23 protein-coding genes are annotated in these 25,102 nt (G+C 63.2%); 14 read left to right on the forward strand and 9 right to left on the reverse strand.

Going from position 1 to position 25,102, the window contains the following annotated elements; translation table 11 throughout:
- Nucleotides 1–54: 54 nt before the first annotated feature.
- The 3 genes from ACO06R_RS07405 (at nucleotide 55) to ACO06R_RS07415 (ending at nucleotide 3,656) form a co-directional block, all read left to right on the forward strand.
- Nucleotides 55–669, forward strand: coding sequence for a response regulator transcription factor (locus ACO06R_RS07405; protein WP_421857937.1), 615 nt, complete (start codon nucleotides 55–57; stop codon nucleotides 667–669).
- Between the two features lie 124 nt (nucleotides 670–793).
- Nucleotides 794–2,371, forward strand: coding sequence for a GumC family protein (locus tag ACO06R_RS07410; protein WP_421857939.1), 1,578 nt, complete (start codon nucleotides 794–796; stop codon nucleotides 2,369–2,371).
- The gene (locus ACO06R_RS07415; RefSeq protein ID WP_421857941.1) at nucleotides 2,358–3,656 is read left to right on the forward strand and encodes a hypothetical protein; all 1,299 of its coding nucleotides are present in this window, start codon (nucleotides 2,358–2,360) and stop codon (nucleotides 3,654–3,656) included. Before ACO06R_RS07410 ends, ACO06R_RS07415 begins: the two co-directional genes overlap by 14 nt.
- 103 nt (nucleotides 3,657–3,759) lie before the next feature.
- Here ACO06R_RS07415 and ACO06R_RS07420 read toward each other — a convergent pair whose 3' ends face one another.
- From ACO06R_RS07420 to ACO06R_RS07435, 4 genes are read right to left on the reverse strand one after another with little or no spacing between them, the layout of a single operon-like run.
- Nucleotides 3,760–4,776, reverse strand: coding sequence for a glycosyltransferase family 4 protein (locus tag ACO06R_RS07420; RefSeq protein WP_421857943.1), 1,017 nt, complete (start codon nucleotides 4,774–4,776; stop codon nucleotides 3,760–3,762).
- 33 nt (nucleotides 4,777–4,809) lie between these two features.
- Nucleotides 4,810–5,796, reverse strand: a complete 987-nt coding sequence (locus ACO06R_RS07425) for a glycosyltransferase family 2 protein (RefSeq protein WP_421857946.1) — start codon at nucleotides 5,794–5,796, stop codon at nucleotides 4,810–4,812.
- 52 nt (nucleotides 5,797–5,848) lie between these two features.
- The gene (locus ACO06R_RS07430; RefSeq protein ID WP_421857949.1) at nucleotides 5,849–6,787 is read right to left on the reverse strand and encodes a glycosyltransferase family 2 protein; all 939 of its coding nucleotides are present in this window, start codon (nucleotides 6,785–6,787) and stop codon (nucleotides 5,849–5,851) included.
- A gap of 5 nt (nucleotides 6,788–6,792) precedes the next feature.
- The gene (locus ACO06R_RS07435; protein WP_421857951.1) at nucleotides 6,793–8,055 is read right to left on the reverse strand and encodes an oligosaccharide flippase family protein; all 1,263 of its coding nucleotides are present in this window, start codon (nucleotides 8,053–8,055) and stop codon (nucleotides 6,793–6,795) included.
- Between the two features lie 269 nt (nucleotides 8,056–8,324).
- Here ACO06R_RS07435 and ACO06R_RS07440 point away from each other — a divergent pair, with 269 nt between their 5' ends.
- The 5 genes from ACO06R_RS07440 to ACO06R_RS07460 all read left to right on the forward strand — a co-directional run bounded on the left by ACO06R_RS07440 (nucleotide 8,325) and on the right by ACO06R_RS07460 (nucleotide 12,302).
- Nucleotides 8,325–9,575 carry a polysaccharide biosynthesis/export family protein gene (locus tag ACO06R_RS07440; RefSeq protein WP_421857953.1) on the forward strand — a complete coding sequence of 417 codons (1,251 nt, stop codon included), beginning with the start codon at nucleotides 8,325–8,327 and terminating at the stop codon, nucleotides 9,573–9,575.
- Between the two features lie 78 nt (nucleotides 9,576–9,653).
- The gene (locus tag ACO06R_RS07445; protein ID WP_421857956.1) at nucleotides 9,654–10,448 is read left to right on the forward strand and encodes a thymidylate synthase; all 795 of its coding nucleotides are present in this window, start codon (nucleotides 9,654–9,656) and stop codon (nucleotides 10,446–10,448) included.
- Nucleotides 10,445–10,768 carry a hypothetical protein gene (locus ACO06R_RS07450; RefSeq protein ID WP_421857959.1) on the forward strand — a complete coding sequence of 108 codons (324 nt, stop codon included), beginning with the start codon at nucleotides 10,445–10,447 and terminating at the stop codon, nucleotides 10,766–10,768. Before ACO06R_RS07445 ends, ACO06R_RS07450 begins: the two co-directional genes overlap by 4 nt.
- The gene (locus ACO06R_RS07455) at nucleotides 10,735–11,757 is read left to right on the forward strand and encodes a DUF4424 domain-containing protein (RefSeq protein ID WP_421857962.1); all 1,023 of its coding nucleotides are present in this window, start codon (nucleotides 10,735–10,737) and stop codon (nucleotides 11,755–11,757) included. Before ACO06R_RS07450 ends, ACO06R_RS07455 begins: the two co-directional genes overlap by 34 nt.
- The gene (locus ACO06R_RS07460; RefSeq protein WP_421857965.1) at nucleotides 11,754–12,302 is read left to right on the forward strand and encodes a dihydrofolate reductase; all 549 of its coding nucleotides are present in this window, start codon (nucleotides 11,754–11,756) and stop codon (nucleotides 12,300–12,302) included. Before ACO06R_RS07455 ends, ACO06R_RS07460 begins: the two co-directional genes overlap by 4 nt.
- Nucleotides 12,303–12,305: 3 nt before the next feature.
- On the opposite strand, the gene ACO06R_RS07465 is transcribed toward ACO06R_RS07460, so the two are convergent.
- Complete coding sequence (locus ACO06R_RS07465) at nucleotides 12,306–12,977, reverse strand: winged helix-turn-helix transcriptional regulator (protein WP_421857967.1); 672 nt, start codon at nucleotides 12,975–12,977, stop codon at nucleotides 12,306–12,308.
- A 94-nt stretch (nucleotides 12,978–13,071) separates the two neighbouring features.
- Between ACO06R_RS07465 and ACO06R_RS07470 the strand changes: the two genes are divergently transcribed.
- Both ACO06R_RS07470 and ACO06R_RS07475 read left to right on the forward strand, forming a co-directional pair.
- Nucleotides 13,072–14,175, forward strand: a complete 1,104-nt coding sequence (locus ACO06R_RS07470) for an NmrA family NAD(P)-binding protein (protein ID WP_421857970.1) — start codon at nucleotides 13,072–13,074, stop codon at nucleotides 14,173–14,175.
- Nucleotides 14,172–14,471, forward strand: a complete 300-nt coding sequence (locus ACO06R_RS07475; RefSeq protein ID WP_421857973.1) for a DUF1330 domain-containing protein — start codon at nucleotides 14,172–14,174, stop codon at nucleotides 14,469–14,471. The genes ACO06R_RS07470 and ACO06R_RS07475 overlap by 4 nt, the downstream gene beginning before the upstream one ends.
- Here the strand turns inward: ACO06R_RS07475 and ACO06R_RS07480 are convergent.
- The 4 genes from ACO06R_RS07480 to ACO06R_RS07495 all read right to left on the reverse strand — a co-directional run bounded on the left by ACO06R_RS07480 (nucleotide 14,450) and on the right by ACO06R_RS07495 (nucleotide 20,992).
- Complete coding sequence (locus tag ACO06R_RS07480; RefSeq protein ID WP_421857976.1) at nucleotides 14,450–16,570, reverse strand: TRAP transporter permease; 2,121 nt, start codon at nucleotides 16,568–16,570, stop codon at nucleotides 14,450–14,452. The genes ACO06R_RS07475 and ACO06R_RS07480 overlap by 22 nt on opposite strands.
- A 67-nt stretch (nucleotides 16,571–16,637) precedes the next feature.
- Nucleotides 16,638–17,663 (reverse strand): TAXI family TRAP transporter solute-binding subunit, encoded by a 1,026-nt coding sequence (locus ACO06R_RS07485; RefSeq protein ID WP_421857979.1) that lies wholly within the window; start codon nucleotides 17,661–17,663, stop codon nucleotides 16,638–16,640.
- Between the two features lie 195 nt (nucleotides 17,664–17,858).
- Nucleotides 17,859–19,199: a sigma-54-dependent transcriptional regulator gene (locus tag ACO06R_RS07490; protein WP_421857982.1), complete on the reverse strand. Its 1,341-nt coding sequence runs from the start codon at nucleotides 19,197–19,199 to the stop codon at nucleotides 17,859–17,861.
- Nucleotides 19,196–20,992: a sensor histidine kinase gene (locus ACO06R_RS07495; protein WP_421857985.1), complete on the reverse strand. Its 1,797-nt coding sequence runs from the start codon at nucleotides 20,990–20,992 to the stop codon at nucleotides 19,196–19,198. Before ACO06R_RS07495 ends, ACO06R_RS07490 begins: the two co-directional genes overlap by 4 nt.
- Nucleotides 20,993–21,209: 217 nt before the next feature.
- Here ACO06R_RS07495 and hflK point away from each other — a divergent pair, with 217 nt between their 5' ends.
- The 4 genes from hflK to ACO06R_RS07515 all read left to right on the forward strand — a co-directional run bounded on the left by hflK (nucleotide 21,210) and on the right by ACO06R_RS07515 (nucleotide 25,077).
- Complete coding sequence (hflK, locus tag ACO06R_RS07500) at nucleotides 21,210–22,307, forward strand: FtsH protease activity modulator HflK (protein ID WP_421857987.1); 1,098 nt, start codon at nucleotides 21,210–21,212, stop codon at nucleotides 22,305–22,307.
- Nucleotides 22,307–23,221 carry a protease modulator HflC gene (gene hflC / locus ACO06R_RS07505; protein ID WP_421857990.1) on the forward strand — a complete coding sequence of 305 codons (915 nt, stop codon included), beginning with the start codon at nucleotides 22,307–22,309 and terminating at the stop codon, nucleotides 23,219–23,221. The genes hflK and hflC overlap by 1 nt, the downstream gene beginning before the upstream one ends.
- A 12-nt stretch (nucleotides 23,222–23,233) precedes the next feature.
- Nucleotides 23,234–23,425 carry a DUF2065 domain-containing protein gene (locus ACO06R_RS07510; protein ID WP_421857992.1) on the forward strand — a complete coding sequence of 64 codons (192 nt, stop codon included), beginning with the start codon at nucleotides 23,234–23,236 and terminating at the stop codon, nucleotides 23,423–23,425.
- Between the two features lie 140 nt (nucleotides 23,426–23,565).
- Nucleotides 23,566–25,077 (forward strand): Do family serine endopeptidase, encoded by a 1,512-nt coding sequence (locus ACO06R_RS07515; RefSeq protein WP_421857995.1) that lies wholly within the window; start codon nucleotides 23,566–23,568, stop codon nucleotides 25,075–25,077.
- Nucleotides 25,078–25,102 lie beyond the last annotated feature (25 nt).

Below are 25,102 nucleotides of genomic sequence, written 5' to 3' on the forward strand. Positions count from 1 at the left end.
TAAATCTGAACTTGCGGGATTAGTTGCCGCTCGGGCAGATCAAGGAGTATGCGCATGAAAATGCTTATTGCGGACGACCATGAACTGGTCCGCGACACAATATGCGCTTTCCTTCAATCGGAGAAAGACATCTCGGTCACCGTAGCCGGCAATTTCGAGGAAGCTGCGGAGAAGATTACCAGTGCCGGCCCGTACGATCTCGTGCTGCTCGACTACACGATGCCGGGCATGGATGGGCTTGATGGTCTCAAAAAGGCCATGGAACTGAACTACCACAGCCCGGTGGCGATCATCTCGGGCACCATCGACAGGACGACTGCCGAAGAGGCGCTCGCACTGGGCGCGGCGGGCTTCCTTCCCAAGACGATCGCAGCGAAGTCGATGATCCATGCAATCCGCTTCATGGCCGCGGGCGAACAGTATGCGCCGGTCCAGTTCCTGACAGAAGTTGAGGAAACGGAAAAGCACCCATTGGCGGGCAAGCTTACGGAGCGGGAAATGCAGGTGTTGGAAGGGCTTGTTAAGGGCCAATCGAACAAGGAGATCGCCCGCGACCTCGACCTGCAGGAAGTGACGATCAAACTGCATGTGAAGACGCTGTGCCGCAAGCTTGAGGCGAGAAACCGAACACATGCGGCAATCATTGCAAAGGAGGAGGGATTGTTTTGACAACGTGGCGTCCGATCCTGTCCGGCAGGGCAGGGGACGATCTCCCAGGTCCGGCCGCCGCCCGTTGCAATAGCGGCCGTATGAAGGTGCAGGCGATTTTGTCCGCAAGCCCAAGGAACCGACGATGAATGCGCGAACAGCACCCGAAAGCCTGCACGGCGGAACCGTCGCGCCCGACGGCGATGACCTCGAGGGCCAATACGAGGCGGGGGAGGAAACCGCGCCAACGGTAAAGGCACGGTCTTTCATCCCACGCTTCCTGCGGCTGAAACGCACCCCGTTCAGGGCGCTTTCGATTGGCCGGCTGATGCGCGGCGGACGTCTCAACGATGTCGGGCGATTTCCGCGCTACGTTCTTATTTTTTTGTTGATCGCGCCAGTGTTCTGGGCGCCGATCGTTTCCTACGTCATGTTCGCGCCGGAACGGTTTACCTCGAACGTGGCGCTGATCCTGCCCGGAACCGGCGTGTCCAGCTCGGTCAACCTGTCGGAAATCGGTCAGGCGACGACATCGTCGAATTCACCCTATTCGAGTTCGGCCATCAGTCCGACCGTGACCTACCAGAAGTTCATCCAGTCTGACCGGGTGGTCGACCGTGCCTCGGAAATCGCCGGTACCGACGTGGCCGCGTATGGACGCCCGCGCATCACGCTGGTCGACCAGACCAGCCTGCTTCGTATCGAGATGCGAGGGCCCGACCCGAAGGATGCGCAGATGCGCACCCAGGCCATCCTCGACGCGTTTCTGACCGAGATGGACGAGTTGCGGACCGACGAGATTCAACGCCGCGAGGCCTCGACCGTCGATACGGTGCGGGTATACCAGGAAAGCGTCGACCAGATCCGCGACAAGATCAGCGCGCTGCAACTGGATACCGGCCTCAGCTCGACAGGCCAGTTTGCCGATATCGTCACGGCCAAGGAAAATCTGCTGCGCGAGATCGCCCAGAACGAGGCGGAACTGGAGAGCGTGTCCAACTTGGTGACCTCGCTCGCCGGATTGCTCGACATCTCACCGGAATCGGCGGCCAAGACACTGCAGCTCAATGCGGACCCCGAATACGAGATCATGGTCGGCGCGCTGTCGGACGAGGCGGCCAAGCTGGCCTCTCTGGAGAAGCTTTACGGTCCGCGCCATCCCGAGGTGCTGGATGTCAAGCGGCGGCAGAACGGCATTCGCGCCCAGATGCTGACCCGGGCGGTCGCGATTACCGGGCTCGGCGTCGAGGAACTGCAGACCGAGGTGCAGCGGACGACTGAAGGCCAGACTGGCGAGCTGATGACGGAGCTGGTGTCAGAAGTCGCCAAGCGGGACGGGCTGAGGGGTCGACAACGCGCCCTGCGCAACGAACTGGAGGCGCTGGAGCTGCGGATTTCCGAACTCGTCGGCGCGGCTTCGGAACTGGACAAGCTGAACCGCGACTACAAGGTCGCCGAGGCGGTGTTCACGACGGCGCTGGCCCGGCTGAACGCTTCGAAGACCGATCTTTTCGCGTCCTATCCGATGGTCCAGATCGCCGAACCGCCGAACCTGCCGCGCGGACCGTCATCGCCCAACCGTATCCTGGCCATCGCGGCGGGTATTGTGGCAACGGTTTTCCTGATCATCGGACTGATGCTCGGATGGCTGCGCCGGCCGCTGATCGACCGTGTGAGCAAGGCGCTCGGGACCAAAGGCGGCGACGCCGATGCAGTCGCGTAATCCTGTCGAGAGCATCGTTTACTGGACACTTGCACTGACATGGGCGTTCTATGCGCTCGGCGCGCTTTATGTCGTCGGCCCGGTGCTTGCTTGGTGCCTCGGCGGAATCGCCGTTCTTTCGCTCTATCTCGGCCCGGCGCTGCGTGTCGATCTGCGCCCGGCCGGTGCGATCCCCTGGATCGTATGGCTGTGGTGCGCGGGTATGGCGGTCATGTTGATTGCGTTGTGGGCCGGGCATCTCGATTGGGGGCTCGGCATGGGCCAGACGATCAAGTCGTCCATCGGCTGGGCCAAGGGCTGGGCGATGATCCCGCTTCTGATGGTCGCCGGCGCCGCCTTGCAAATTCGGCGCGAGGTGCTGATCCGCGGGCAGAATGTAGTCGGGCTGGTGACGCTGATCCTGCTGCCGATGCTGCTGGTTGCGCCCAGCATAGGATTGCCGGAAAAGATCTTCCTGTCGCCACTCAAGGTGGTTGGCGGGCCGGGGCCGGAGTATTTCACCGTCTATCTGTACACGATCGATCCTGGCAGCGGAGCGTCGCGCTGGCAGTTTTACGCGCCGTGGTCGCCATTTGCCGGCCTGCTCGGCGTGGTGATGATCGCCTTTGCGCTGGAGGACAAATCGCGCCGCTGGATGCTGGCGGGCGTCATTGCCGGACTGGCGATGATCTTTCTGTCGAAGTCGCGCATGAGCCTTGTGGCGCTGGTCGTTTGCACGGTGACGCCGCGCATGATGCCGTTGATGCTGCGCGGTTTTGCCTGGCAAATGGCCGCCGGCGTCGCCGCGTCTATGGCGGTGCTCGGTACGGCGGTGCTCCAGACGGTGACTGACGGGATCGCGGCGTTCAAAGGAGCGCGCGCGGACAGCACAAGGGTTCGCGAGACACTGCAGCGGATCGCTTATGAGCGATGGCAGACTGAATCAGTGTGGTTCGGGCACGGCACCGTGCAACCCGGCCCGCACCTGGTCGAGTTCATGCCGATTGGCAGTCACCACACCTGGTACGGCCTGCTCTTCGTGAAGGGGATTGTCGGCTTCTTCGCGCTTGCGGTGCCGATGGCGGTGCATTTCTGGCTGATCGCAGTCGATTCGGTGCGGCATCCGCGCGGCCGGCTGCCGCTGGCCTTGATGCTGGCCATGTTCATTCTGACCTTCGGCGAGAACATCGAGATCGAGGTCTATCTGTTGTGGCCGGCCTTCCTGCTGCTTGGCATCCATGCACGCGAAATGGCGGCAGAAGCCAGGAAGAGCGTTTCGGCGAGCGTGCAACCGCAGACCGGCTGACGTTTCCGGGCATCGGGACACGCAAGCAAGCAAGAGTGTCAACAAAAAGGGCCGCCGGCGGAGAGCCGGCGGCCTTTCTTGTTTGCCTTTTTCTGTATGCTGTTCAGGCGGCGGATGCCTCGTCCGAGTTGGCGCCGACCTGGCGGGCGATCAAATCGGTCCATGCCTCGACGAAGCGCTTGGCGGCGATGCGCGCCGACTCCCGGCCGGTCAGCGCATGGGGTGCCAGCGTGTCCGGATCGAGACCGGCAAGGAACGTGGCCCAGCCATCAACGCTGTTTTCGCCGATGTCGATCGCGCCCGCGGCAATGTGGTCCGACAGACCATCGATCCGCGGACAGAAGACCGGGCGCTCAGCGGCCATCGCCTCCAGCGCGACGAGCCCATAAGGTTCCCAGCGCGAAGGCATGGCGACCGCATCGCAAGCGGCGATGGCCGGCGCGGTGTTTTCCATGTAGCCCTGGATCGAGATGCGCGGATGATCGCCGGCGCGTGCGACGAGCGCGTCGCGGTCGTCGCCGGCGCCGATGATGCGCAGTTCGAGATCCTTGCGATCAGCGGCTAGGAAGCCGTCGAGCAGGATGTCGAAGCCCTTCTGGACATCGAAGCGGCCGATCGCGCCGATCGTGAAGGTTGCCGATGGCGCCTTCGGCGCCACGTCGAAATAGGGATCGAGGTCGACACAGGGCGGGATGGCGACAAGCCGTCCTGCCGGGCAGTACTGCTTGCGCGCCAGCCAACGGTATTGCGCGTCGGAGACCGCAACGACGGCATCGAACAGCGAATAGGCCGTCCGCAGCAAGGTGTCGAAGCGGCTTCTGTTCTCGACATTGGCGGCGACGAAACGTTGCGAGTAGCTGTGCTCGACATGGATGATCGGATGGTTCGGGTAGATCGCCCGCAAGGCGGTCAACATGGGCAGGTTGGCCCAGTTGATCGACAGGTGCGACACGATCACGTCGGACGTCAGCGATGGCGGCGACAGCTGGCCACGCTTGACGCGAACGATGCGATGGAAGCTGGAACGGGCCAACTCCGGGCTGTTCGCGAGATGGTCGAGCATCCGGTTGACGCCACCAAAGGATGCGTCGTCGATGAGGTGGGAAACAGCACGTATCATCTTTCTAGCTCCAATCTTTCCGGGCGCTCAGGTTCAGGCGCGGAGGATGTTGCGCTCGGCCATCAGGTAGGCCGGCTTTCCAAGCAGTTTCAGGGTCAGCGACGCAGCGACCGTGATCGCGGTCTTGACCGGCTCTTCGATCAGCGGCTTGCGCGATGCAGCCAGCGACTGGCGGCAGTAATCCCAGGCCATGTCACCGTCCCGCATCGAAACGGCGCGGCGGCACAAGTAACGCAGCTGATAGGCGGTCGCAGCCGGGCCGTGGCGCTCGACGACAGCCGGAACGATGCGCCCGATCTTGTCGCGCATGCGCGTCCAGGTGGCGAACTGGGTGCCGACATTGGCCGAAAGACCGCCCATGTGGATGCGGTAGAGCGTGAGCAGACCGGGGATGCCCTCGATCTTCCAGTCGGTCGTGACAGCGAAGCGGAGCCAGCCCTCGATATCGTCCGACTGGCGGAAATTCTCGTCGAACCACCAGTCGCGCGCGGTCTCGCCGGCCGGCCGGTAGGCCATGTCGTCGAGGGCGGCACGGCGCATGACGGCCGCCGAGCCATTGCCGATCGGATTGCGCTTGAAGATGTCGGCAACGGTGATACCGCGCAGCTTCGGTGACTGGTTGATGCCGAGCGGCTTGCCGTTTGCATCGATCATGCGCGATCCGGCGAAGCTGATGCCGACATCGGGATTGGCGCGCAGGTGCTCGATGTGTCGCTCGAGCTTCTCGGGAAGCCACAGGTCATCGGCGTCGCAGAAGCCGACGAACTCGCCGCGTGCTTCATAGATGCCGGTGTTGTGCGCGCCGGCAAGGCCGCGGTTCTTCTGGTAGACCATGCGCAGGCGGTCATCCTTGAAGCTCTCCACGATTTCAGGCGTCCGGTCCGAGGAACCGTCATCGACGACGATGATCTCGAAATCCTGGAACGTCTGCTCGAGGAGCGAATGAAGGGTTTCGGCGATCGTGGCTGCCACATTGTAGGCTGGGACAACAATCGAGGCTACGGGGGTTTTGGTAAGCATAATCTTCTCCATTGCGTAGGGTGAGCGTCGGTTTCGACGCATGTCTTGTTGATCAGTACTGGGCTGCGAATTTGCGGATGGCGCTCGGCATGACGGTGTCGGCGCATGCGGCCGCGAGGGTCAGCCAGCCGCGGCGCGGCTCGGAAAAGAAGCCGCGCGGGCTTTTGGAAAGCGCGCTCATGACAAGGCGCAGCGGGTCGTAGCGCGAGGAACGCACGCGCAGGGCGCGGCGAGCCAGGTAGCGCAGGTGAATGGCCTCGGCGATGGCGATCTCACGGGCGCAGACAGCCGGCTCGAGCACCTTCACGGACTCCAACGTGCGGCACCAGCCAGCGTGCATGGCATCCAGGTTGGCCGACAAGCCGGCGTCGCTGGTGCGGTAGTAGACGAGCATCTCATCGATGCCCTGGATCGTGGCGCCGACGGCAAGGAGGCGAACCATCCACTCAACATCTTCGCCGTAACGCAGACCGGAGTCGAAACCGCCGGTCGCCTTGAAGGCATCGGCGCGCACGACGATGTTGGACATCGTGCAGACGTTGTTTTCGCGCAGCAGGTCACGGGCCTTCAGCGGCCGTGGCAGTACGGTCGAACTTGTGCGGATGTTGGTGTGGTCCTGGCGGAAGAAGCCGATCTGCGCGTAAACCGCCTGCGGCGCGTCCGGCTTGCAGAAAATTTCGGCCATGCGCAGCAGCTTGTCGCTGCGCCAGATGTCATCGGCATCGAGGAACGCCAGCAGCGAACCGGTTGCATAGACGAAGCCGCCGAGGTTGCGGGCGTTGCTCGGGCCGCCATTCTCGAGTTCCACGACGCGGAAGTTCGGGTAGCGGTCGGCGAAGGCGCGTGCGATTTCGAGCGTTTCGTCGGTCGAGCCGTCGTCCAGGATGATCGCTTCATAGTCGGTGAACGACTGGTTCAGGAGCGAGGACAGCGTCTGGGCGAGGGTGTCGGCTGCGTTGAAGCAGGGGATGATCACGGAAAACAGGGGCATGGGACTTACCTTCCAGCTTGCTTTTGTGTGGGGACGAAGGCGGCGCCGACGGAGACGGCTGCCGCGAGGACTTGGGACACCACCGAGGTGGCGAGGACGCTCCAGACCACCGCAGTGAGTCCGAACGGGTAGGCGACGAGGATGCCGCAGGTGATGAAGGCGGCGATGAAGGCCGAGCAGACCAGATCCATCTCCGGGCGGCCGACCGAGCGGTGCCACTGGGCAGCAGCCGACCAGATGACGGCCGGGAGTGCGGCGAAGCACAGGATGGAGACCAGCGGAGCAACCGAGGCCCACTTGGCGCCGAAGATCAGTGGCACGTAGTACTGGGCGGCAAAGGCCTGCAGGCAAACCGCCGGGAACAGGACCAGAAGAGCCATGCCGACGCTCTTGCGCAGCGTCGCGGCGCGGTCGTCGCTGTTGCACAGATGCGGGAACAGGACGATCGAGAAGGCGACCGAGAACGAGTTGGCGATGCCGTAGCCCGCATTGAATGCGAAGAAATAGATGCCGAGCGCTTCCGGACCCATCAGGCCGCCGACGATGAGCTTGTCGGCCTGCATGCGCAGCACCTTGAGGAACTCGACGCCAAGAACGGACGAACCGAAGCGGACGAAGGAGGTGACAGGGGCGTGTGCGACGCCTTGCTGCGGCTTCCACGGGCGCAGGCGGCGCATGCCGACGAGCCAGACCGGCGTGGTCGCCAGACGGGCCAGCGCTACGGCGGCCGGATTGGGCCAGATAAAGATCACGAGAGCGGTCAGTGCGTTGGCGAGCACATTCTGCGCGCCGGCGACCGCCGCCGTACCGCCAAGCTTGCCCTCGCGCATCGCCAGGCCGCACTGGACCAGGCCGAAGGGCATGAACAGGTATTCGCCGGCCATCAGCGCGATCAGCAGGGGACCCTCTATCTGGCCGGTCGACTTGTAGATGGCGAAAGCGACCAGGACCTGAAGGGCGAACAGACCGACCGACCAGACCGCGTTGATGCGGCGCGCCGCATGGCAGACCGCGTCAAGCTCGTCGGCCGGGGCGGCGATGATCTTCTGGACGGTGCCGTTCTCGGCCAGTGCCTTGAAGAGTTCGGAAATGGCGAGCGCGCCGGCGACAATACCGACCTGGGCCGGCGTCAGGACACGCGCCAGAGCGATGACCGCAAGAAGGCGCGACGCCTTGGCCGCAGCCTCGGACGCGCAATAGGCGGACAGGTTGCGCAGCAGGGTGTTGCTGCGGACCCGGTCCAGAACATTGGCCAATTTCGGCGACATCGCTTTCAACCTTTCCTTGCCCGCCGACGCAGCGGGCTGATGGAATTGGTTTAGCGAAGCGCGCCTCCGCTGCGGAAAGGCAAACGGGGGTCGATGTCATCGGGAAGGTGAGAGCCGGGTATCCTTCGGTATAGGCGCCGAGACCAAAGCGCAGACAGCATTCCGAAAGGTCAGCTTTGGGGACCAGCGATTTATGGCAGTTACGAGCAAATGATTTGGAAAGGATTAACCATGTCTATTAAGGCGAACCGGAATCGAGAGGATCAGTAGTGCCCGCGAAGTCCAAGACGCGCTCGGCTGTTCTGCGCGGAACATCCGCTATGGCGCTTGCCGCGGTGCTTTTTGCGACCGGGTGCGCCTCGCTGCGCCCGGTGGACAACCGCGAACCGGTGGAAGAGGGCCTCAGCTATCAGGCGCAGTACCGTTCGGCGCCAGGCGAAGGACGGATCTGGGACCAGACCGCAAAGAGCCAGAATCTCGACCGTTGCATCGATATCGGCGCAAAATCGATGTTCGACAGGGCGTCACTGGAAAGCGCCGTGATGCTGCCGTCGGAAATCATGCTTCTTTCTCCGGGCGACCTGCTCACGGTGCTTGTCGGCGACGACGAGACCTTTTCCGGCAGCTATGAAATCTCGCAGGACGGCACGTTGCGGCTGCCGCACCTGCCGTCGATCCTGGCGCTTGGCAAAACACAGGAAGAGGTCCAGGCGGAACTGACGGATGCGCTCGTCGATGGCGGCATCTACAATGTCGCGCCGCCGGTCTCGGTCAGGGTTCAGGATTTCGCCTCGGCGCGGATCTATGTGTCGGGCGCGGTTTTCGAGCCGGGGACTGTCAGTGTCGGCGGGGTTGCAGGCGACGAGGTCGATTCGCTGCGCCAGCAGGCGAGCGGCGGGACGTTCCGCGGCCGCCGGCTTTCGCGCGCGCTGCAGTCGGCCGGCGGCATCCGACCGGACGCCGATCTTTCGATCGTGCGCGTGAAGCGGGGCGACGAGACCATGGTCATCGACGTGCGCCCGGCGATGGCGGGCTTGCCCTATGACGACATTCTGCTGATCGCCGGCGACCATATCGAGGTCGATAGCCGCGAATGCTTCCAGGACGATCTGGTCAAGCCGTCGCCGATCACGCTTCCGGGTGTGCTGGTCTTCATGTCGAACCTGACCCAGCCGGCCCTTTCGAACGCCAATTCGGCAATCGGCCGAGAGGCGCGCGAGTTGCGCTACGGGACGCGCTTCCTGGAGGCGATTGTCGGCATGAACTGCATGGGCGGCACCAAACCGGTCAACGCGAACCGGACCGCCGCGCTGATTTCGCGCAACCGGCTAACCGGCGAATCCATCGTCATCGAGCGTCGGGTGGAAGAACTTCTGCGCCACAAGGACCGCGACGACTTCAATCCGTTCATGATGCCGGGCGATGCGATGGCTTGCTACGATTCCTCGGTGACCAATATCGTCGAGGTGGCGAGGGGCTTCTCCACAGTGGCCGCCGCCGCTGCGCTGCTGAACCTTTAGGGCAGACCGGTTTTCTTTTCTGTGTGCTATGATGGGCGGGGATGGACGATTCCCGTCCACTGATGTTTCTGGAAAGCCATGCAGCAGTATCTCGATCTCATGCGCCATGTGATGGAGAACGGCACCGACCGGGGCGACCGGACCGGCACCGGCACGCGCTCCGTGTTCGGTCACCAGATGCGGTTCGACCTTTCGGAAGGTTTTCCGCTGGTGACCACCAAAAAGCTGCATCTGCGCTCGATCATCTACGAACTGCTGTGGTTCCTGCGCGGCGACACCAACATCGCCTGGCTGAAGGAAAACGGCGTTTCGATCTGGGACGAATGGGCCGACGAGAACGGCGATCTCGGGCCGGTCTACGGCTATCAGTGGCGCTCATGGCCGGCACCCGACAGCCGGCACATCGACCAGATCGCCAATCTGGTCGAGGGCATTCAGAACAATCCGTTTTCGCGCCGGCACATCGTTTCGGCCTGGAACCCGGCGCTGGTCGACGACATGGCGCTGCCGCCATGCCACTGTCTGTTCCAGTTCTATGTCGCTGACGGCAAACTTTCCTGCCAGCTCTATCAGCGCTCGGCCGACATCTTCCTCGGCGTGCCGTTCAACATCGCTTCCTATGCGCTGCTGACGCACATGATCGCCGAGGTGACCGGCCTGATGCCGGGCGATTTCGTCCATACGCTTGGCGACGCGCATCTCTATTCCAATCATCTCGAGCAGGCGACTATCCAGCTTGACCGCGATCCGCGGCCGCTGCCGTTCCTGAAGATCGGCTGCAAGGTCGATGATCTCGCCGACTTCGCCTTCGAGGATTTCGAAATCGTCGGCTACGAACCGCATCCGCATATCAAAGCGCCGGTGGCGGTGTGAGCCGGTCGCTGGCCGACATGCAACGCGATGTCGAAGCGGTTTCGCAGATTTATGCGCGCTATTGCGGCTTCGAGCGGGACGCCGACTGGTATGTCATGAAGGTGCAGGAAGAAGCGGGCGAAACGGTCTCGGCCTATCTGCGCATGACGTTGCGGGGCCGGCACAAGGGCGACACGGCTGACGAAATCCGGCGGCAGTTCGAGGACGAGCTTTCCGATCTGCTGGCATCGGTGCTGCTCGTCGCGGAAAAGAACGGTGTCGATCTGCAAGAGGCGATGGAACGCAAATGGTTTTCCTATCTCAAGGCATCCGCGGACTGATCGCGGCTGTGCTTCTGTGTGCGGGAATCATGCCCGCGCAGGCCAATGACTCCATGGCCGAGATCGGCGCCGGGGGGCTGGTGCTGGCGCGAAGCGACTTGATCGCGATGGAAAAGGAGACACTCTATCTGTCGATGGACGAGGTCCGCGTCGACTACGTGTTCCGCAACGATTCCGACCGGGTCATCGAGACCGTCGTGGCGTTTCCGATGCCCGACATCAAGGTCGATCCCTATGGCGGCGACTGGGCGATCCCGCGTTACGAAGACAATTTCCTCGGCTTTTCCGTGGAAGCCGGCGGGAGGCGGATCGAACCGCGCCTGCAGCAGCGCGCCTATGCCGCCGGCGTCGATGTGACAGCCATGCTGGAGGTGGCCGGCATCGGCCTTTCCCCACTGGACGATTTCGGCTCGCCGATCGACACAAGCGGGCTTTCCCAGGCGGCCATCGCCGATCTGGTGGCGCGCGGTGTCGTGTTCGCCAATCGGGACGCGGCGACCGGCCGCTATATAGACCCGGTGGAGCCGGCCTGGACATTAAAGACCACCTATTGGTGGACCATGACCTTTCCAGCCAATGCCGAAATCGCGGTGCGTCACCGCTATCAGCCTGCTGTCGGCGGCTCGGCCGGCCTGTTCTTCTTGACCGGGGATCCGGCGCAACCGGTCGATTCGGGTTATGTTCAGGACTATTGCATGGACCGTTCGTTCCTGAACGCGGTCGAGCGCCGGCAAAAAACCGCCGATGCGAATTCCATCGGCTATACCGAGGCGCGGCTTTCCTATGTGCTGACGACGGGCGCCAACTGGGCTGGCCCGATTGGCGATTTTCGGCTGGTTGTCGACAAGGGTTCGACCAAAAACCTGGTGTCGTTCTGCGGCGAAGGGGTCAAAAAGACGGGGCCGACGACCTTCGAGATGCGAAAAAAAGACTTCTGGCCGGAGCGCGACATGCATGTGCTTTTTGTCGTCGGGCATTCGCTGCAATGAACATCGATCCGGTCATCACGCTGGTTGCCGCAGTGTCGCGCAACGGCGTCATCGGGCGCGACGGCGACATGCCGTGGCGGCTGTCCAGCGACCTGAAGCGGTTCAAGGCGCTGACCATGGGCGCGCCGGTGATCATGGGCCGCAAAACCTTCGAGAGCATCGGCAAACCGCTGCCGGGCCGGCTCAACATCGTGGTGACGCGCAACTACGACTGGACGGCAGATGGCGCGCTCAGGGTCGGGTCGCTGGACGCGGCGGTCGAACTGGCGACCGCGCATCTGGAGGCTGCCGAGCCCGATCCTGCCGATCCCGAGGCGCCGTTGCCGGACGAGGCCTTCGTGATCGGCGGCGGCGAGATCTATGCACAGGCGTTCGGGTTTGCCGACAGGCTATCGATCACCCATGTGCTGGCCGAGATCGACGGCGACACCGGATTTCCAGAGATCGACCCGGAGATCTGGGAGGAGATCCACGCCGAGGATGTGCCGGCCGGCGAGAAGGACAGCCATCCGACGCGCTATGTGGAGTATGAGCGGGTGCTTTGACGGTCAGGCCGCATCACCGTGCAGGACCGCGATGGCGCCTGACAGAAGCTGCATCAACTGCACTTCCTTGCCCGGCGTGTTGACGGCAAGTTCGGCGTGCCCTTCGGCGAACTCGTCGAGGCCTATTTCACCCTCACTGACTGCCAGAAGCGCCTTGTAGCCGGTCGTCACGACAATATCGGGATCGCTGGCCGCGCCGGCAGTCATCGCGGCGTTGCCGTCGCCGGCTTGCAGCGTGAACGGTTCGCCATCGATTCGGAACTCGGCCTCAAGGGCGATTTCGCTGTCCATCGCGCGCTGGCATGCGGTTCCCAGCGTGATCGCGATCATCCGAAGATTGCCCGGCCGGACGATCTCCGGTCCCGGCGGCAGCGCGCCGCCGAACAGCGCCAGTTCGAACAGAATTGAGCGCGTCGCCTGACCCCGCGCGGTCAGCGCGTAGAGCGTCGTGCCGAACGGACCGTTGGTTTTCTCGACCAACCCGTCGGCCACGAGCTTTGCCAGCCTGTCTGTCAGAAGATTTGCAGCAATGCCCGTAAGGCCCTGCTGCAGATCGGAAAATCGCGCCGGGCCGGCATGCAGGTCGCGCAGGATCAGCAGTGTCCAGCGATCGCCGATGCGGTCGAGCGCCCGGGCGATCGGGCAGATCAACTTGTAGGAGCGGGTCTTGGTCATGGTGTCGCCGTTTCGATTATCACAGACATGTTACTTTATTTTTTAAAGTGAATGCTTTTCTTTCTATATAGTACAGATCGGAGGAGTTGCGACCATGACCGCAAGACCGAAAATTCTCGTTACCAGCGCAGCCGGCAAGACCGGCTTGCCGACCGCCTTGCAACTTCTGGAAAAGGGATTTCCGGTTCGCGCGTTTGTGCGCAGCGACGATGCGCGCGCTGCAAGGCTGCGCGGGGCCGGCGCGGAAATCTTTATCGGCAACCAATACGCTCTCAGCCACATGCGCCGGGCCATGCAGGGTATCAGGCGAGCCTATCACTGCCCGCCGACGGCGCCGAACGGGCTGCACTTTTCTGCCGTGTTCGCGGTGGCGGCGCATGATGCGCGGCTGGAGCATGTGGTGACGCTCGGCCAGTGGCTGAGCAGCGTCGATCACCCGTCGCTGTTCACGCGCGAGGTGCATGTTTCCGAGCGGTTGCTTGACGCGTTGCCCGATACCACACACACGATCGTCAATCCGGGCTGGTTCGCCGATAACTACCTGATGGTGCTGCCGCTGGCCGCACAACTCGGTATTCTCGCCATGCCGCTTGGTGACGGTTCGGTGAAGAAGAACGCCCCGCCTGCCAACGAGGACATCGCAAGTGTCGCGGCCGAAGCGCTCGCCGATCCGGCGCAGCACGCGGGCCAGACCTACCGGCCGACCGGGCCGGAACTGCTGTCGCCCGACGAGATCGCTGTCGCCTTCTCTAAGGGGCTAAAGCGCAGCGTCCGCTATATGGCCATGTCGGAACGGATGTTCCTGAAAGCGATGAAAGCCGTCCCGCCGCCGAACTATTCGGATGCCGCGCTGACCCAGCTTCGTCTCTACGCCGAGGAATATCGGCGCGGGACCTTCGCGGTGAATGCACCGACTGACGTGGTGCGCGCAATCGGCGGTCGCGAGCCGGAGCGCATGGACAGCATCGTGCGCAGGGCGGCGCAGGCGGCCGATGTTCGGCAAAGCCTTGGCCGACAACTCGGTGCGCTGAGCGATCTTGTGAGGATAGCGCTGACCAAAGCGCCCGATCCGAGCAGGATCTCGACGGCGAAGGATCATGTGGAGCTGTCGGAACCGGTATTCGCGCAGGACTGCAACGCCTGGCGCGACAGCCATGAAAACGATCGGGAATGCAACAGGATCAGGAGGATCGCATGATGAGCGCAACGATGATTATCCAGGTTTCGGTGACCAATCGGGACGGGTTCAAGCAGTACTTGAACAAGAGCAAGGAGATCGCGGCGCGCCACGGCGCCGAGCTGCTCTTCGCGGGAGCGCCGAAACAGACCCTGGCGGGCGAGGGCCGCCCGCATGACCTCGCGGTGGTCATCCGGTTCCCCGATACCGACGCCATCGAGGCCTGGTACAGCTCCGAAGACTATCAGGCGATCGTCAGCCTGCGCGAGCAGAGTTCGCAGCAGGTCATGACGGTCTACGCCGAAACGCCGGCTTGATCGGCGTCACCCGGTGCGCGCTTGCGGACATTCCATGCGAACAGCACGGCGAAGGCGGCAAGCGCGGCAAAGCTGACCGGCAGGGTGGTCGGCCAGAGCAACAATCCGCCGACCGCAAGCGCCATGATGCGCTCGACTACGTTCATGCGGTTTTCCCAGTAACCCTCGATGCCGGCGGCGACCGCCCACAGGCCGAAGCCGGCGAAGAAAAAGATCGTCAGCATCTCCAGCCAGTTGCCCGACAAGAACGGCGTGTAGGCAAACAGGAGCGGCACCAGATAGAGCCCCTTGGCGACCTTCCACGCGGCAAACCCGGTGCGCATCGGCGGACTGCCGGCAATTGCCGCGCCGGTGAATGCGGCGAGGCAAACCGGCGGGGTGACGTTGGAATCCTGGCTCAGCCAGAAGATGATCATGTGCGCCGACAGCAGCGCCAGCGCCAGCACTGTCGGGTCGAAGGCCTGACCATAGAGCAGCGACAGGCTCTCGAAGGGCAGGGCGGTGACGATCTCGCGCGCGTCCGCGAACGACATGGGCGCTGAAAGCGCGGCGAGCTTTTCGGGCACGGCGAGCATGAAGATCGCCTTGGCGGTTTCTGGCAACTGGCCGGCGGCGAGCAGGTCGACCAACTGACCCTGCAGGATCAACTGATAAAGCGCCGGCGCTGACAGGGTGCCGAGCACGATGTAGGCGGCGGTCACCGGCAGCCCCATGCCAAGCACCAGCGAGGCAATCGCGATCAGCACCAGCGCCAGCAGGAGATTGCCCTGCGACCAGCTCGCGATCATCAGCGAGAAGGTGTTGCCGATACCGGCCGTCGTGATGACATTGACGATCAGCCCGACCGCGCAAAGCAGCACTGCGGTCATGATCATGTTGCGCGCGCCGAGTTCGAGCGCTTCGATGATGCGGCCCGGTCCCATGCGGTTGGGTGTCAGCCACGAGGCGACCACGCAGGCCAGAATGGCATAGCCAGCGGCATAGGTCGGCGTGTAGCCGCGCACCAGAAGAGTGATCAGCAGCGCCACCGGGATGATGAAGGACGGCCCTCCATCGCGAAAGGTCTGCCAGAGGGTGGGGCCATCCTCGTTGGCCAGCGCCGTGGCGTGCGAGCGTTTCGCCTCGATGCGCACAAAGAAGCCGACGGTCAGGAAGTAGAGGATGGCCGGCAGCACCGAGACCGCAACAATGGTCGTGTATGGGATCTGCGTGAAAGACGCCATCACGAATGCACCGGCGCCCATGATCGGGGGCATGAGCTGGCCGCCGGTTGACGCTGCAGCTTCGACGCCGCCGGCAAAGGCTTTCGGAAAACCTGCCCGCTTCATCAGCGGAATGGTGATCACGCCGGTCGACGCGGTGTTGGCGACGGCGGAGCCGGAGATCGTGCCGGTCAGGCCGCTCGCCAGCACCGCGACGAAGCCGGGCCCGCCGGTCATGCGCCCGGCGACGGCGCGCGAGATGTTGACGATGAACTCGCCTGCGCCCGATTTGAGAAGAAACGCGCCGAACAGAATGAACATGAACACATAGGTCGACGAGATGCGCGCGATGGTGCCGAACATCGCGTCATCGCCATAGAGCGCGCGAAACAGGACCGTCTCGGCCGACAGGCCGGCGAACCGGAAGACGCCGGGGACGTACTGGCCCCACCAGACGACATAGGAGAGCGCCAGCGCGATCAGGACCGGGATGATCCAGCCTGTCGTGCGCCGGGTGAACTCCAGCGCACCGGCGATGCAGAGCAGGCCTGCAAGCCAGTCCGACCAGATCAGGCGCACGCCGCGATCATAGATCGCCGTCTCCGCATTGACGACATAGAGCGCGGCGGCGGCGACTGCCGCACCAAAGGCGATATCGAGGACGCGCACGCCGCGCAGCTTTGCCCAGTCGGCGTCGGCGACCGGTGACACGAGGACGCAAAGCAGTACAAAGCCGGCGAAGTGGAACCCGTTCTGGAACAATGTCGACACATTGCCGAACGAGTTCATCCAGACATGCGTGGCCGATATGAAAACGGCGAGCAACAGCGCGACGAGCGCTATGCCGCGGCGCCGGAGGCCCGGCGAGCGGCTCTGTGTCATGGTGGCGGCGCGCATGAGAACTCCCCGCAATCAAGCCGAAAAACAAGCGGACGGGCAGCGGCTAGCGCTGCCCGCCTGCGGTTCAGTTGGCCATCAAATTGGCGGGAATTTCGATGCCCTGCTCCTTGTAGTAGCGAGCAGCACCCGGATGCAGCGGAACCGGCAGACCGGCGATCGCCTTTTCAAGCGCCATGGCCTTGGTGGCCGGGTGGATCGCCTGCAGGAAAGGAAGGTTTTCGTACATGGTCTTGGTGATCAGGTAGACATCTTCCTCGGGAAGATCGGCATGGGTGGCGAGGAAATTCGGCTGCGCGATCGTGGTGACATCATCGTCGACGCCCGGATAGGTGCCGCCGGCGATCACGAATTCGGTCCACAGGTCCTTGCCGGAATTGGCTTTCTCGATCTGATCCGGCGTGAACGACAGCAGTGTGACCTTGTCGCCGGCAGCCGAGAAGAGCTGCGTGACGGCGGAAACCGGTACGCCGGCCGGCGTGCCCATGCCCGCGGCCTGGCCGTTCTGGACCGCTTCGGCGCTCGGGCCATAGCCGCCATAGACAAGCTCGTAGTCGGCATCGATGTCGATGCCGAAGCCTGAAAGGATGGTGCGGTTGGAGCCGATGGTGCCGGAGTTCTGGCGTCCCATCGCCATCGCCTTGCCCTTCAGGCCGGCCATGTCTTCGACCGTGCCGGTCGCGGCGGCGTCGGACATGATCACGAAGTGCTCGACGTTCTGCCACAGCATGGAGACCGAGCGAAGGTGCTCTTGCGGGCCGTCAGCTTCGACAGGGCCGGTGCCGGTAGCAGCATAGTAGCCGAACAAACCCTGCAGGATCGCGAACTGGGCTTCCTTGTCACGGATAAGCTTGACGTTCTCGCCCGATCCGGCCGACGAAATTGCTGACATGCCGATCTTCGATTTCGGCTCCAGCTTGACCTTGGAGAGCGTCGCGATGGCGACGCCGACCGGATAGTATGTGCCGCCGGTCGATGCAGTCGCGAGGATGTAGTTGCGGGCTTCTTGCGCCTGTGCGCCGATGGTCGTGGTGGCCGTGACCGCCAGTGCGGCGGCAGCGGACAGGATCGTGCGTCGGGTCGTGTTCGTCATGGTTTCCTCCCAAAGTGACGGTTAGCGGCAATGCCGAGACACGAGATTTGCAGATAGCGTGCCAGTCGGTTCTGGCAACAGGTCTGCATAACAAAATCAATGGGTTAAAGGTCTGAGAATTGCTGCAACGCGAAAGAATGCGGCGGTAAGCCGCCATGCCGCGCCAGCCCGCCGGCGGAATCTTGCCGCCTGCCGTCAGTCCTCGGCGTCTTGGCGGATGCCGAGACGGTCGATCTTCTCGCCAAGCGTCCGGCGGGGGATTTTCAGACGTCGGGCGGCCTTGGCCTGGTTGCCGCCGGCCTCCCGCAATGCGCGGCGGATGATGCCGCTTTCGACGCGGGCCATCGTTTCGGCAAGGCCGGGCGCATCGTCACCATTGATCGTTACACGATCCGGCGCGCCGTCGGTCAGGTTGAGCGCGAAGCGGTTGGCGAGCGATTTCAGTTCGCGGACATTGCCCGGCCAGTCATGCGCCAGAAGGGCGCTTAAAACCGCCTCGGGAACACTGCGCGCCGACAGGCCGCTGCGCTCGGCTTCCTGACCGGCGAAATGACCGAAAAGCGCGATCACGTCGTCGCCGCGGTCGCGCAGCGGCGGGAGATCCAGTTCGGAGGCGGCCAACCGGTAGTAGAGGTCGGAGCGGAACGCGCCGTTTTCTCCCAATCTCTTCAGGTCGGACTTGGTTGCGGCGACAAAGCGGACGTCCAGCGGTAGTGGCGCGTTGTGGCCGAGCACCTCGACCTCGCGCTCCTGGATCACGCGGAGCAGCCGGGTCTGCAGGCCGAGCGGCATGGATTCGATCTCGTCCAGGAAGACGGTACCGCCGTCGGCATAGACCAGCCGTCCCTGGCGGGCGCTATCCGCGCCGGTGAACGCACCCTTCGCGTGGCCGAACAATTCGCTTTCGAAGATCGTTTCCGGAATTGCCGCGCAGTTGATCGCCACGAAGGGTTTGCCTGCACGCGGGCCGAGATCGTGCAAAAGCCGGGCCGCGACCTCTTTGCCGGTGCCGGTTTCGCCATGAAGCAGCACATCGATATCAAGCCCGGCCAGCTGCATCAGCCGGTTCTTGGTGCTTCGCATCGCCGGACTGTCGCCGATCATGCGCCGGTCAAGGCCAGATGCGCCGGCGAGCTGGGTGCGCAGACGCGCCAGTTCGCGCGACAGGCGGCTCCGTTCGCCGGCATTGCGCAAGATCGCCACCAGATGATCGGCGTCATAGGGCTTTTCGAGGAAGTCGTAGGCTCCGTCGCGCATCGCCGCGACCGCCATCGGAACATCGCCGTGACCGGTTAGGAGGATGACGGGAACGCCAGCATGATGTTCGGTGACATGGTGCAGCAGCGCGAGACCGTCATCGCCGGGCATCCGAATATCAGTGACGACGATGTCGACGCCGTCACGGGCAAGCCGGGCCTTGGCTGCGGCGACATCGGCTGCCGTGTCCACAACGAAACCCGAGAGAGCGAGCCATTCGGTTGCGGAGCGGCGCACCTCGGCCTCGTCGTCGACAAACAGGATGCGCGTCTTGCTCATGCCGGAACGGCCTCCGAAACCGCGACGGACACGGTCACCGGCGCAGAAGGCAGCTCGATCATCACCGCAGTGCCCTTGCCGGGTTCGCTTTCCAAACGCAGCGATCCGCCGAAATCCTCGATGATCGAAGTGGATATCGACAGGCCGAGGCCGAGACCCTCGCCGGTCTCCTTTGTGGAGAAGAAGGGCTCGGCGATGCGCGCGAGATCGGCGTCGGCGATGCCCACGCCGGTATCGGCGATGCGCACGCACACCTTGTCGCCCGTCCTGTTGATGTCGACGGTCACGTTGCGGACCGGCCGGCCATCGACGGCATCGAGTGCGTTGATCAGCACGTTGAGAAAGACCTGCTCGAGGCGGACGGGCCCCGCGCGGACGCCGACATCGCGCGTGCGCGCCCCGAAACCGATTGTCGCATCGACGGCCTTGCGGCGCGGTTCGGCGAGCGCGACCGCGCCGTCGATGCAGGCCTGAATGTCGACATTGGAGAGCTTGCCGGCATCGCGTTTGGCGAAGGTCTTGAGGTGCTTGACCATGCGCTGCATCCTGCGGACCGTCTCGCGGGCATGATCGAGCGCGGTCGCGGTGCGGCCGGTGTCACCTGATTTCGTGTGCAGGCCGGCGGTGGCGAGTGTCATGTCCATGGCGGCAAGCGGCTGTGAAACCTCGTGAGCGATCGCCGCCGACATGCGTCCGAGCGCCGCGAGCTTGGCCGATTGCACCAGGCTTTCCTGCGCGTCGCGCAATTCCGCCTCAGTGCGCTTTCGTTCCTCGATCTCCTGTGCGAGGGCTGCCGTGCGTTCGGTGACTTTCGCTTCCAGTTCGGCGTTCCGGTCGAGTTTCATGCGCAGGATCGACTGCCGCTGGCGCATGATCACCAAGGCACCGGCCAGCAGCAATGCGGCAGCGCCGGCGAGCACGCCGCCGATCAAGGCCACGCCGGTTGCCGGCGCAAGCGAGGTGCGTCCGATCAGGGTCCAGTCATTCTCGCCGACGGGCAACAGCGTGACCAGCGTGTCGCCGGCAACGATCTGCCCGGATTCCGCGGCGCTATCGCGCATTTCCGGGCCAAAGAGCGGTTCGGCAGTCCGCAGTCCGATGCCGGTATATTTGCGGTTGCTCTCGATGCGCTGCAGTGCTTCGTCGCCCAGCGGCGCGAATGGGCGGTATTGCAAGGCTGGGTCGCCTGACAAGAAGACGACACCGTCGCGATCCATCAGCGCCGTGCCGCGGGCGTTCTCGCGCCAAGAGGCAGCGAAGGTTGTCATGTCGACCTTGACCACGACAACCCCGGTCTCGCGGTCGCCGTCGATGCGCGAGGACAGGAAGTAACCGGGCTTCCCGGTCGTCGCTCCGACGGCGTAGAACTGGCCGCTGCCGGTTTCGACCGCGTCGCGAAAATAGGGACGGAACCGGTAGTTCTGGCCGACGAACGTCGTCGGCATACCGAAGTTTGAAGCGGCGATGGTAAGGCCGCTATCGTCGAGCAGGAACAATTCGTCGGCGTTGGTCTGGTCGCGGATGGTCACCAGGAATCGATTGACCAGCGTGACTTTGTTTGCCGCGTCCTGATCATCGATGAGCGCGCGCAGCCGTTCGTCGAGGCGCAGCACGCGGGGCAGGTTGCGGAAACGCTCGATTTCGCTGCCAAGTGACTGACGAGCAAGCACGAGATCGGCGCGCTGGACCGCGGCCAGGTCGCGAAAGGCCGAACCGTAGACGACTTGCCAGGTCAGAGCGCCGGCCAACGAGGCCGCCACCATGATGGCTATGAGAAACCGAAACTGGCGCATGCAGTTCCTCCGTGGGTCGTCGGCGAAACCTAGTGACTTCCCGCTCGGCGCACAACTCGCCGGAAAAGCGCGTTAACTGCAGCAGCAACGCGTCCGTTCAAAGGCGCAAAAAGGCGATATCCGCGTTGAAAGCGCATCGCCGTATTCCTATAACAGGTTGCAGTACGACGCCGCCGGAAGCGTTTCCGGCGGTCTTTTCAGATCAGGAAGGAATTTGATGCCCTGGAGCAATCAGAACGGTAGCGGGGGACCGTGGGGCGGCGGAGGTGATGGCGGTGGCCCGTGGGGCCAAGGACCGCGCGGACCACAACGTCCGGGAAACCAGCCGCCAGATCTCGAAGAGATCATCAAACGTGGACAGGACCGCCTGAAACAGGCCATGCCGGGCGGCGGCGGTGCCAGCCCGATCCTGTTTGGTCTTATCGGCATCGGTCTTCTTGTGCTTTATGCGTTGCAGGCCTTCTACCAGGTCGACACCGACGAACGCGCGGTCGAACTCCTGTTCGGCCAACCGAAAGCCGAGCTTTCCGAACCGGGCCTGCACATCCACTGGTGGCCGATAGAAACGGTCGAGAAGGTGCGCATCGTCGAGAACCAGATTTCCGTCGGTACCGGCAGTTCGCGCTCCGACAGTGGGCTGATGCTGTCCGGCGACCAGAACATCGTCGATGTCCAGTTCTCTGTGCTCTATTCGGTCATCGATCCGCGCGCTTATCTGTTCAATGTCGCCAATCCCGACCAGATGGTGCGTCAGGTTTCCGAGAGCGCGATGCGCGAGATCGTTGGCCGGCGTCCGGCGCAGGACGTATTCCGCGACAACCGCGCGGCAATCGCCGACGAGGTGCGAACATCGATGCAACTGACGCTCGACGACTATGGTGCCGGCATCCAGATCAACACAGTCTCCATCGAGGACGCCGCGCCACCGCGTGAAGTGGCCGATGCCTTCGAGGAAGTGCAGCGCGCCGAGCAGAACGAGGACCAGTTCCGCGAGGAAGCCAACCAGTATTCAAACCAGAAACTGGGTGAGGCGCGAGGCGAGGCGGCGCAGATCCGCGAGGATGCGGCTGCCTATGCAACACGTGTGGTGCAGGAAGCCGAAGGTGAGGCGCAGCGCTTCATCGCCGTATACGACCAGTACCGCCTGGCGCCCGACGTGACGCGCAAGCGTCTGTTCCTCGAAACCATGGAGGGCGTGCTCGCCGGTTCCAACAAGATCATTCTCGACGAGGATGGCGGCGGTCAGGGCGTAATCCCGTATCTGCCGCTTCCCGAAGTCCAGAATCGCCGTACCTCGACGGGAGGCGCTCAGTAATGAATTCGAACAGATTGACGATCCTGGCCATTCTCGTGGCCATCATCCTCGGAGCCGTTTACGCCTCGGTCTTCGTCGTCAACGAACGCCAGCAGGCAATTGTGCTGCGGTTCGGTGAAATCCAGGATGTTCGCACCGAACCGGGGCTCTACTTCAAGGCGCCGTTCGCTTTCGCGGGCTTCGATACCGTCCAGATCATCGAGGACCGGCTGCTACGGCTCGACCTCAGTGATCAACCGCCAGTGCAGGTTTCCGGCGGCCGGTTCTACGAGGTCGACGCGTTCCTGACCTACAAGATCACCGATGCGCGGCGGTTCCGCGAGCAAGTGTCCGGCGACCTGACCTCCGCCGAGGCTCGTCTGAGAACGCGTTTCGACGCAGCGCTGCGGCGAACCTACGGTTTGCGCTCGTTTGAGGCGGCGCTGTCGGAAGAGCGCACCGAGATGATGCGCGAAGTGCGCGACCTGATCCGTCCGGACGCGCAGTCGCTCGGTTTGACGGTCGAGGACGTGCGTATTGTCAGGACCGATCTGACGGCGGAAGTCTCGCAACAAACCTTCGACCGCATGAAGGCCGAGCGTCTTGCCGAAGCAGAGCGAATCCGCGCCCGAGGCCGTGAGACGGCACGCCGTATCCGTGCCGTGGCTGATCGTCAGGTCATTGAGACCGTCGCCGAAGCGCAGCGTGAATCGGAGATCCTGCGCGGTGAAGGCGACGCCGATCGCAACCGCATATTCGCTGAAGCGTTTAACCGCGACCCGGAATTCTTCGAATTCTACCGGTCCATGGCTGCGTATCAGCGCGCGCTGGAGAGCTCTGGAACGACGATGGTCCTGTCGCCGAATTCGGAGTTCTTCCGCTACTTCAACGATGCGACCGGGCAAGCCCCGGCAGCGGGCGCCGGTTCGAGATAACTGGCGGTTCGCGTGGAGCTTTTCCTGACAGCCCTCGGTTTGGCTATCATAATCGAGGGCTTTTTTTATGGTGGGTTTCCGGCGATCGCCAAGCAACTCGCCGCCATGGTTTCGCAAATGCCCGACGAGGCATTGCGTTCAGGAGGGCTCGCCGCCGGCCTTTTGGGCCTGATCCTTGTCTGGATCGGGCAGTCCGTTTTCTAGGTGCGGTCAACAAAAAGCAGCCACCGTTCTCACTTAAGCGTGAGATGACCGTTGCGCGCGGCGTGACCGATGCTACTTAATCGTCACAATCAGGCGTTCCCGACCGCGGATCGCGCAGCACATCCGATGGAGGAATATCGATGAAATCGCAGTCTCCGGTGCCAAGTCTGGCCCGCGCGGCGACCGTCAGCGCCCTTGCACTGGGTCTCGCGTTCGCGCCGATGTCCTCGACGACCGGCTTCACCGGTGCCGCATGGGCGCAAAACGGCCCGGTGTCGGTCGCCGACCTGTCCGAAAGGCTGATCGATTCCGTCGTCAACATCTCGACATCGCAGACGGTCGGCAACAGCGAACGCAATGTGCCGCGCCCCAATCTTCCCGACAGTTCGCCGTTCCATGAATTCTTCGACGAGTTCTTCGACAATTTGCCGAACGGGAACGGACGGCAGGGTCCCCGGTCTCGACAGGTGCAGTCGCTCGGATCCGGCTTCGTCATCGACAGCGCCGGGATCATCGTCACGAACAATCACGTGATTGCCGAAGCCGACGAGGTCAGCGTCAATTTCAATGACGGCACCAAGCTTTCCGCGGAAGTGATTGGCCGCGACTCCAAAACCGATATCGCAGTGTTGCGCGTCAATCCGGGCGACATGAAACTGAAGGCCGTGCCGTTCGGCGATTCCAACGCGGCGCGCGTCGGCGATTGGGTGCTCGCGATCGGCAACCCGTTCGGCCTTGGCGGAACCGTGACGCTCGGGATCGTGTCGGCGATCGGCAGGGACATCAATTCCGGCCCCTATGACAACTACATCCAGACCGATGCGGCCATCAACCGCGGCAATTCGGGCGGTCCGTTGTTCAACATGCAGGGTGAAGTTGTCGGCATCAACACCGCGATCATCTCGCCGTCCGGCGGCTCGATCGGCATCGGCTTTTCGATTCCGGCGGAACTAGCGACCAATGTGATCGGCCAGCTTGTAGAGTTCGGCGAGACGCGGCGCGGCTGGCTTGGCGTACGCATCCAGGAGGTGACCGACGAAATCGCCGAAAGCCTCGGCATGGACAAGGCCATGGGCGCGCTTGTCGCAGGCGTCATCAAGGGCGGCCCGGTCGATGACGGTTCGATCGAGCCCGGCGACGTGATCATCGAGTTCGACGGCAAGCCCGTGGAGAGTATGCGCGAGTTGCCGCGTGTTGTGGCCGATAGCCCGGTTGGCAAGGAAGTCGACGTGATCGTCATGCGTAAGGGTAGGCAAGAGACCGTCAAGGTGACGCTCGGCAGGCTCGAGGATGGCGAGGAACAGCTCGCAGCAGCGACTGAAGACAATGGCGAGGCAGACGCACCGAAGACGGTTGAGCTGTTCGGCATGACGCTTGCCGAACTGGACGACGCGCAACGCGAGACGTTTCAGATCGAAGAGGCCGTCGATACGGGCGTGATGATTTCCGTAGTGGCGACCGATTCCGCTGCAGCCGAGAAGGGCATTCAAGCCGGCGAAGTCATCGTCGAAGTGGCGCAGGAAGCGGTCGAAACCCCCCAAGATGTCGTCGACGCGGTGGAGCGGCTGCGCAAGGACAATCGCCGCAATGCGCTATTGATGCTATCATCGAAATCCGGCGAGTTGCGGTTCGTCACGATCCGGGTTGACTAGAAAGCCACCCGAACCACCGCTTCAA

The organism is Oricola sp., assembly GCF_965230365.1.
GTDB lineage: Bacteria > Pseudomonadota > Alphaproteobacteria > Rhizobiales > Rhizobiaceae > Oricola.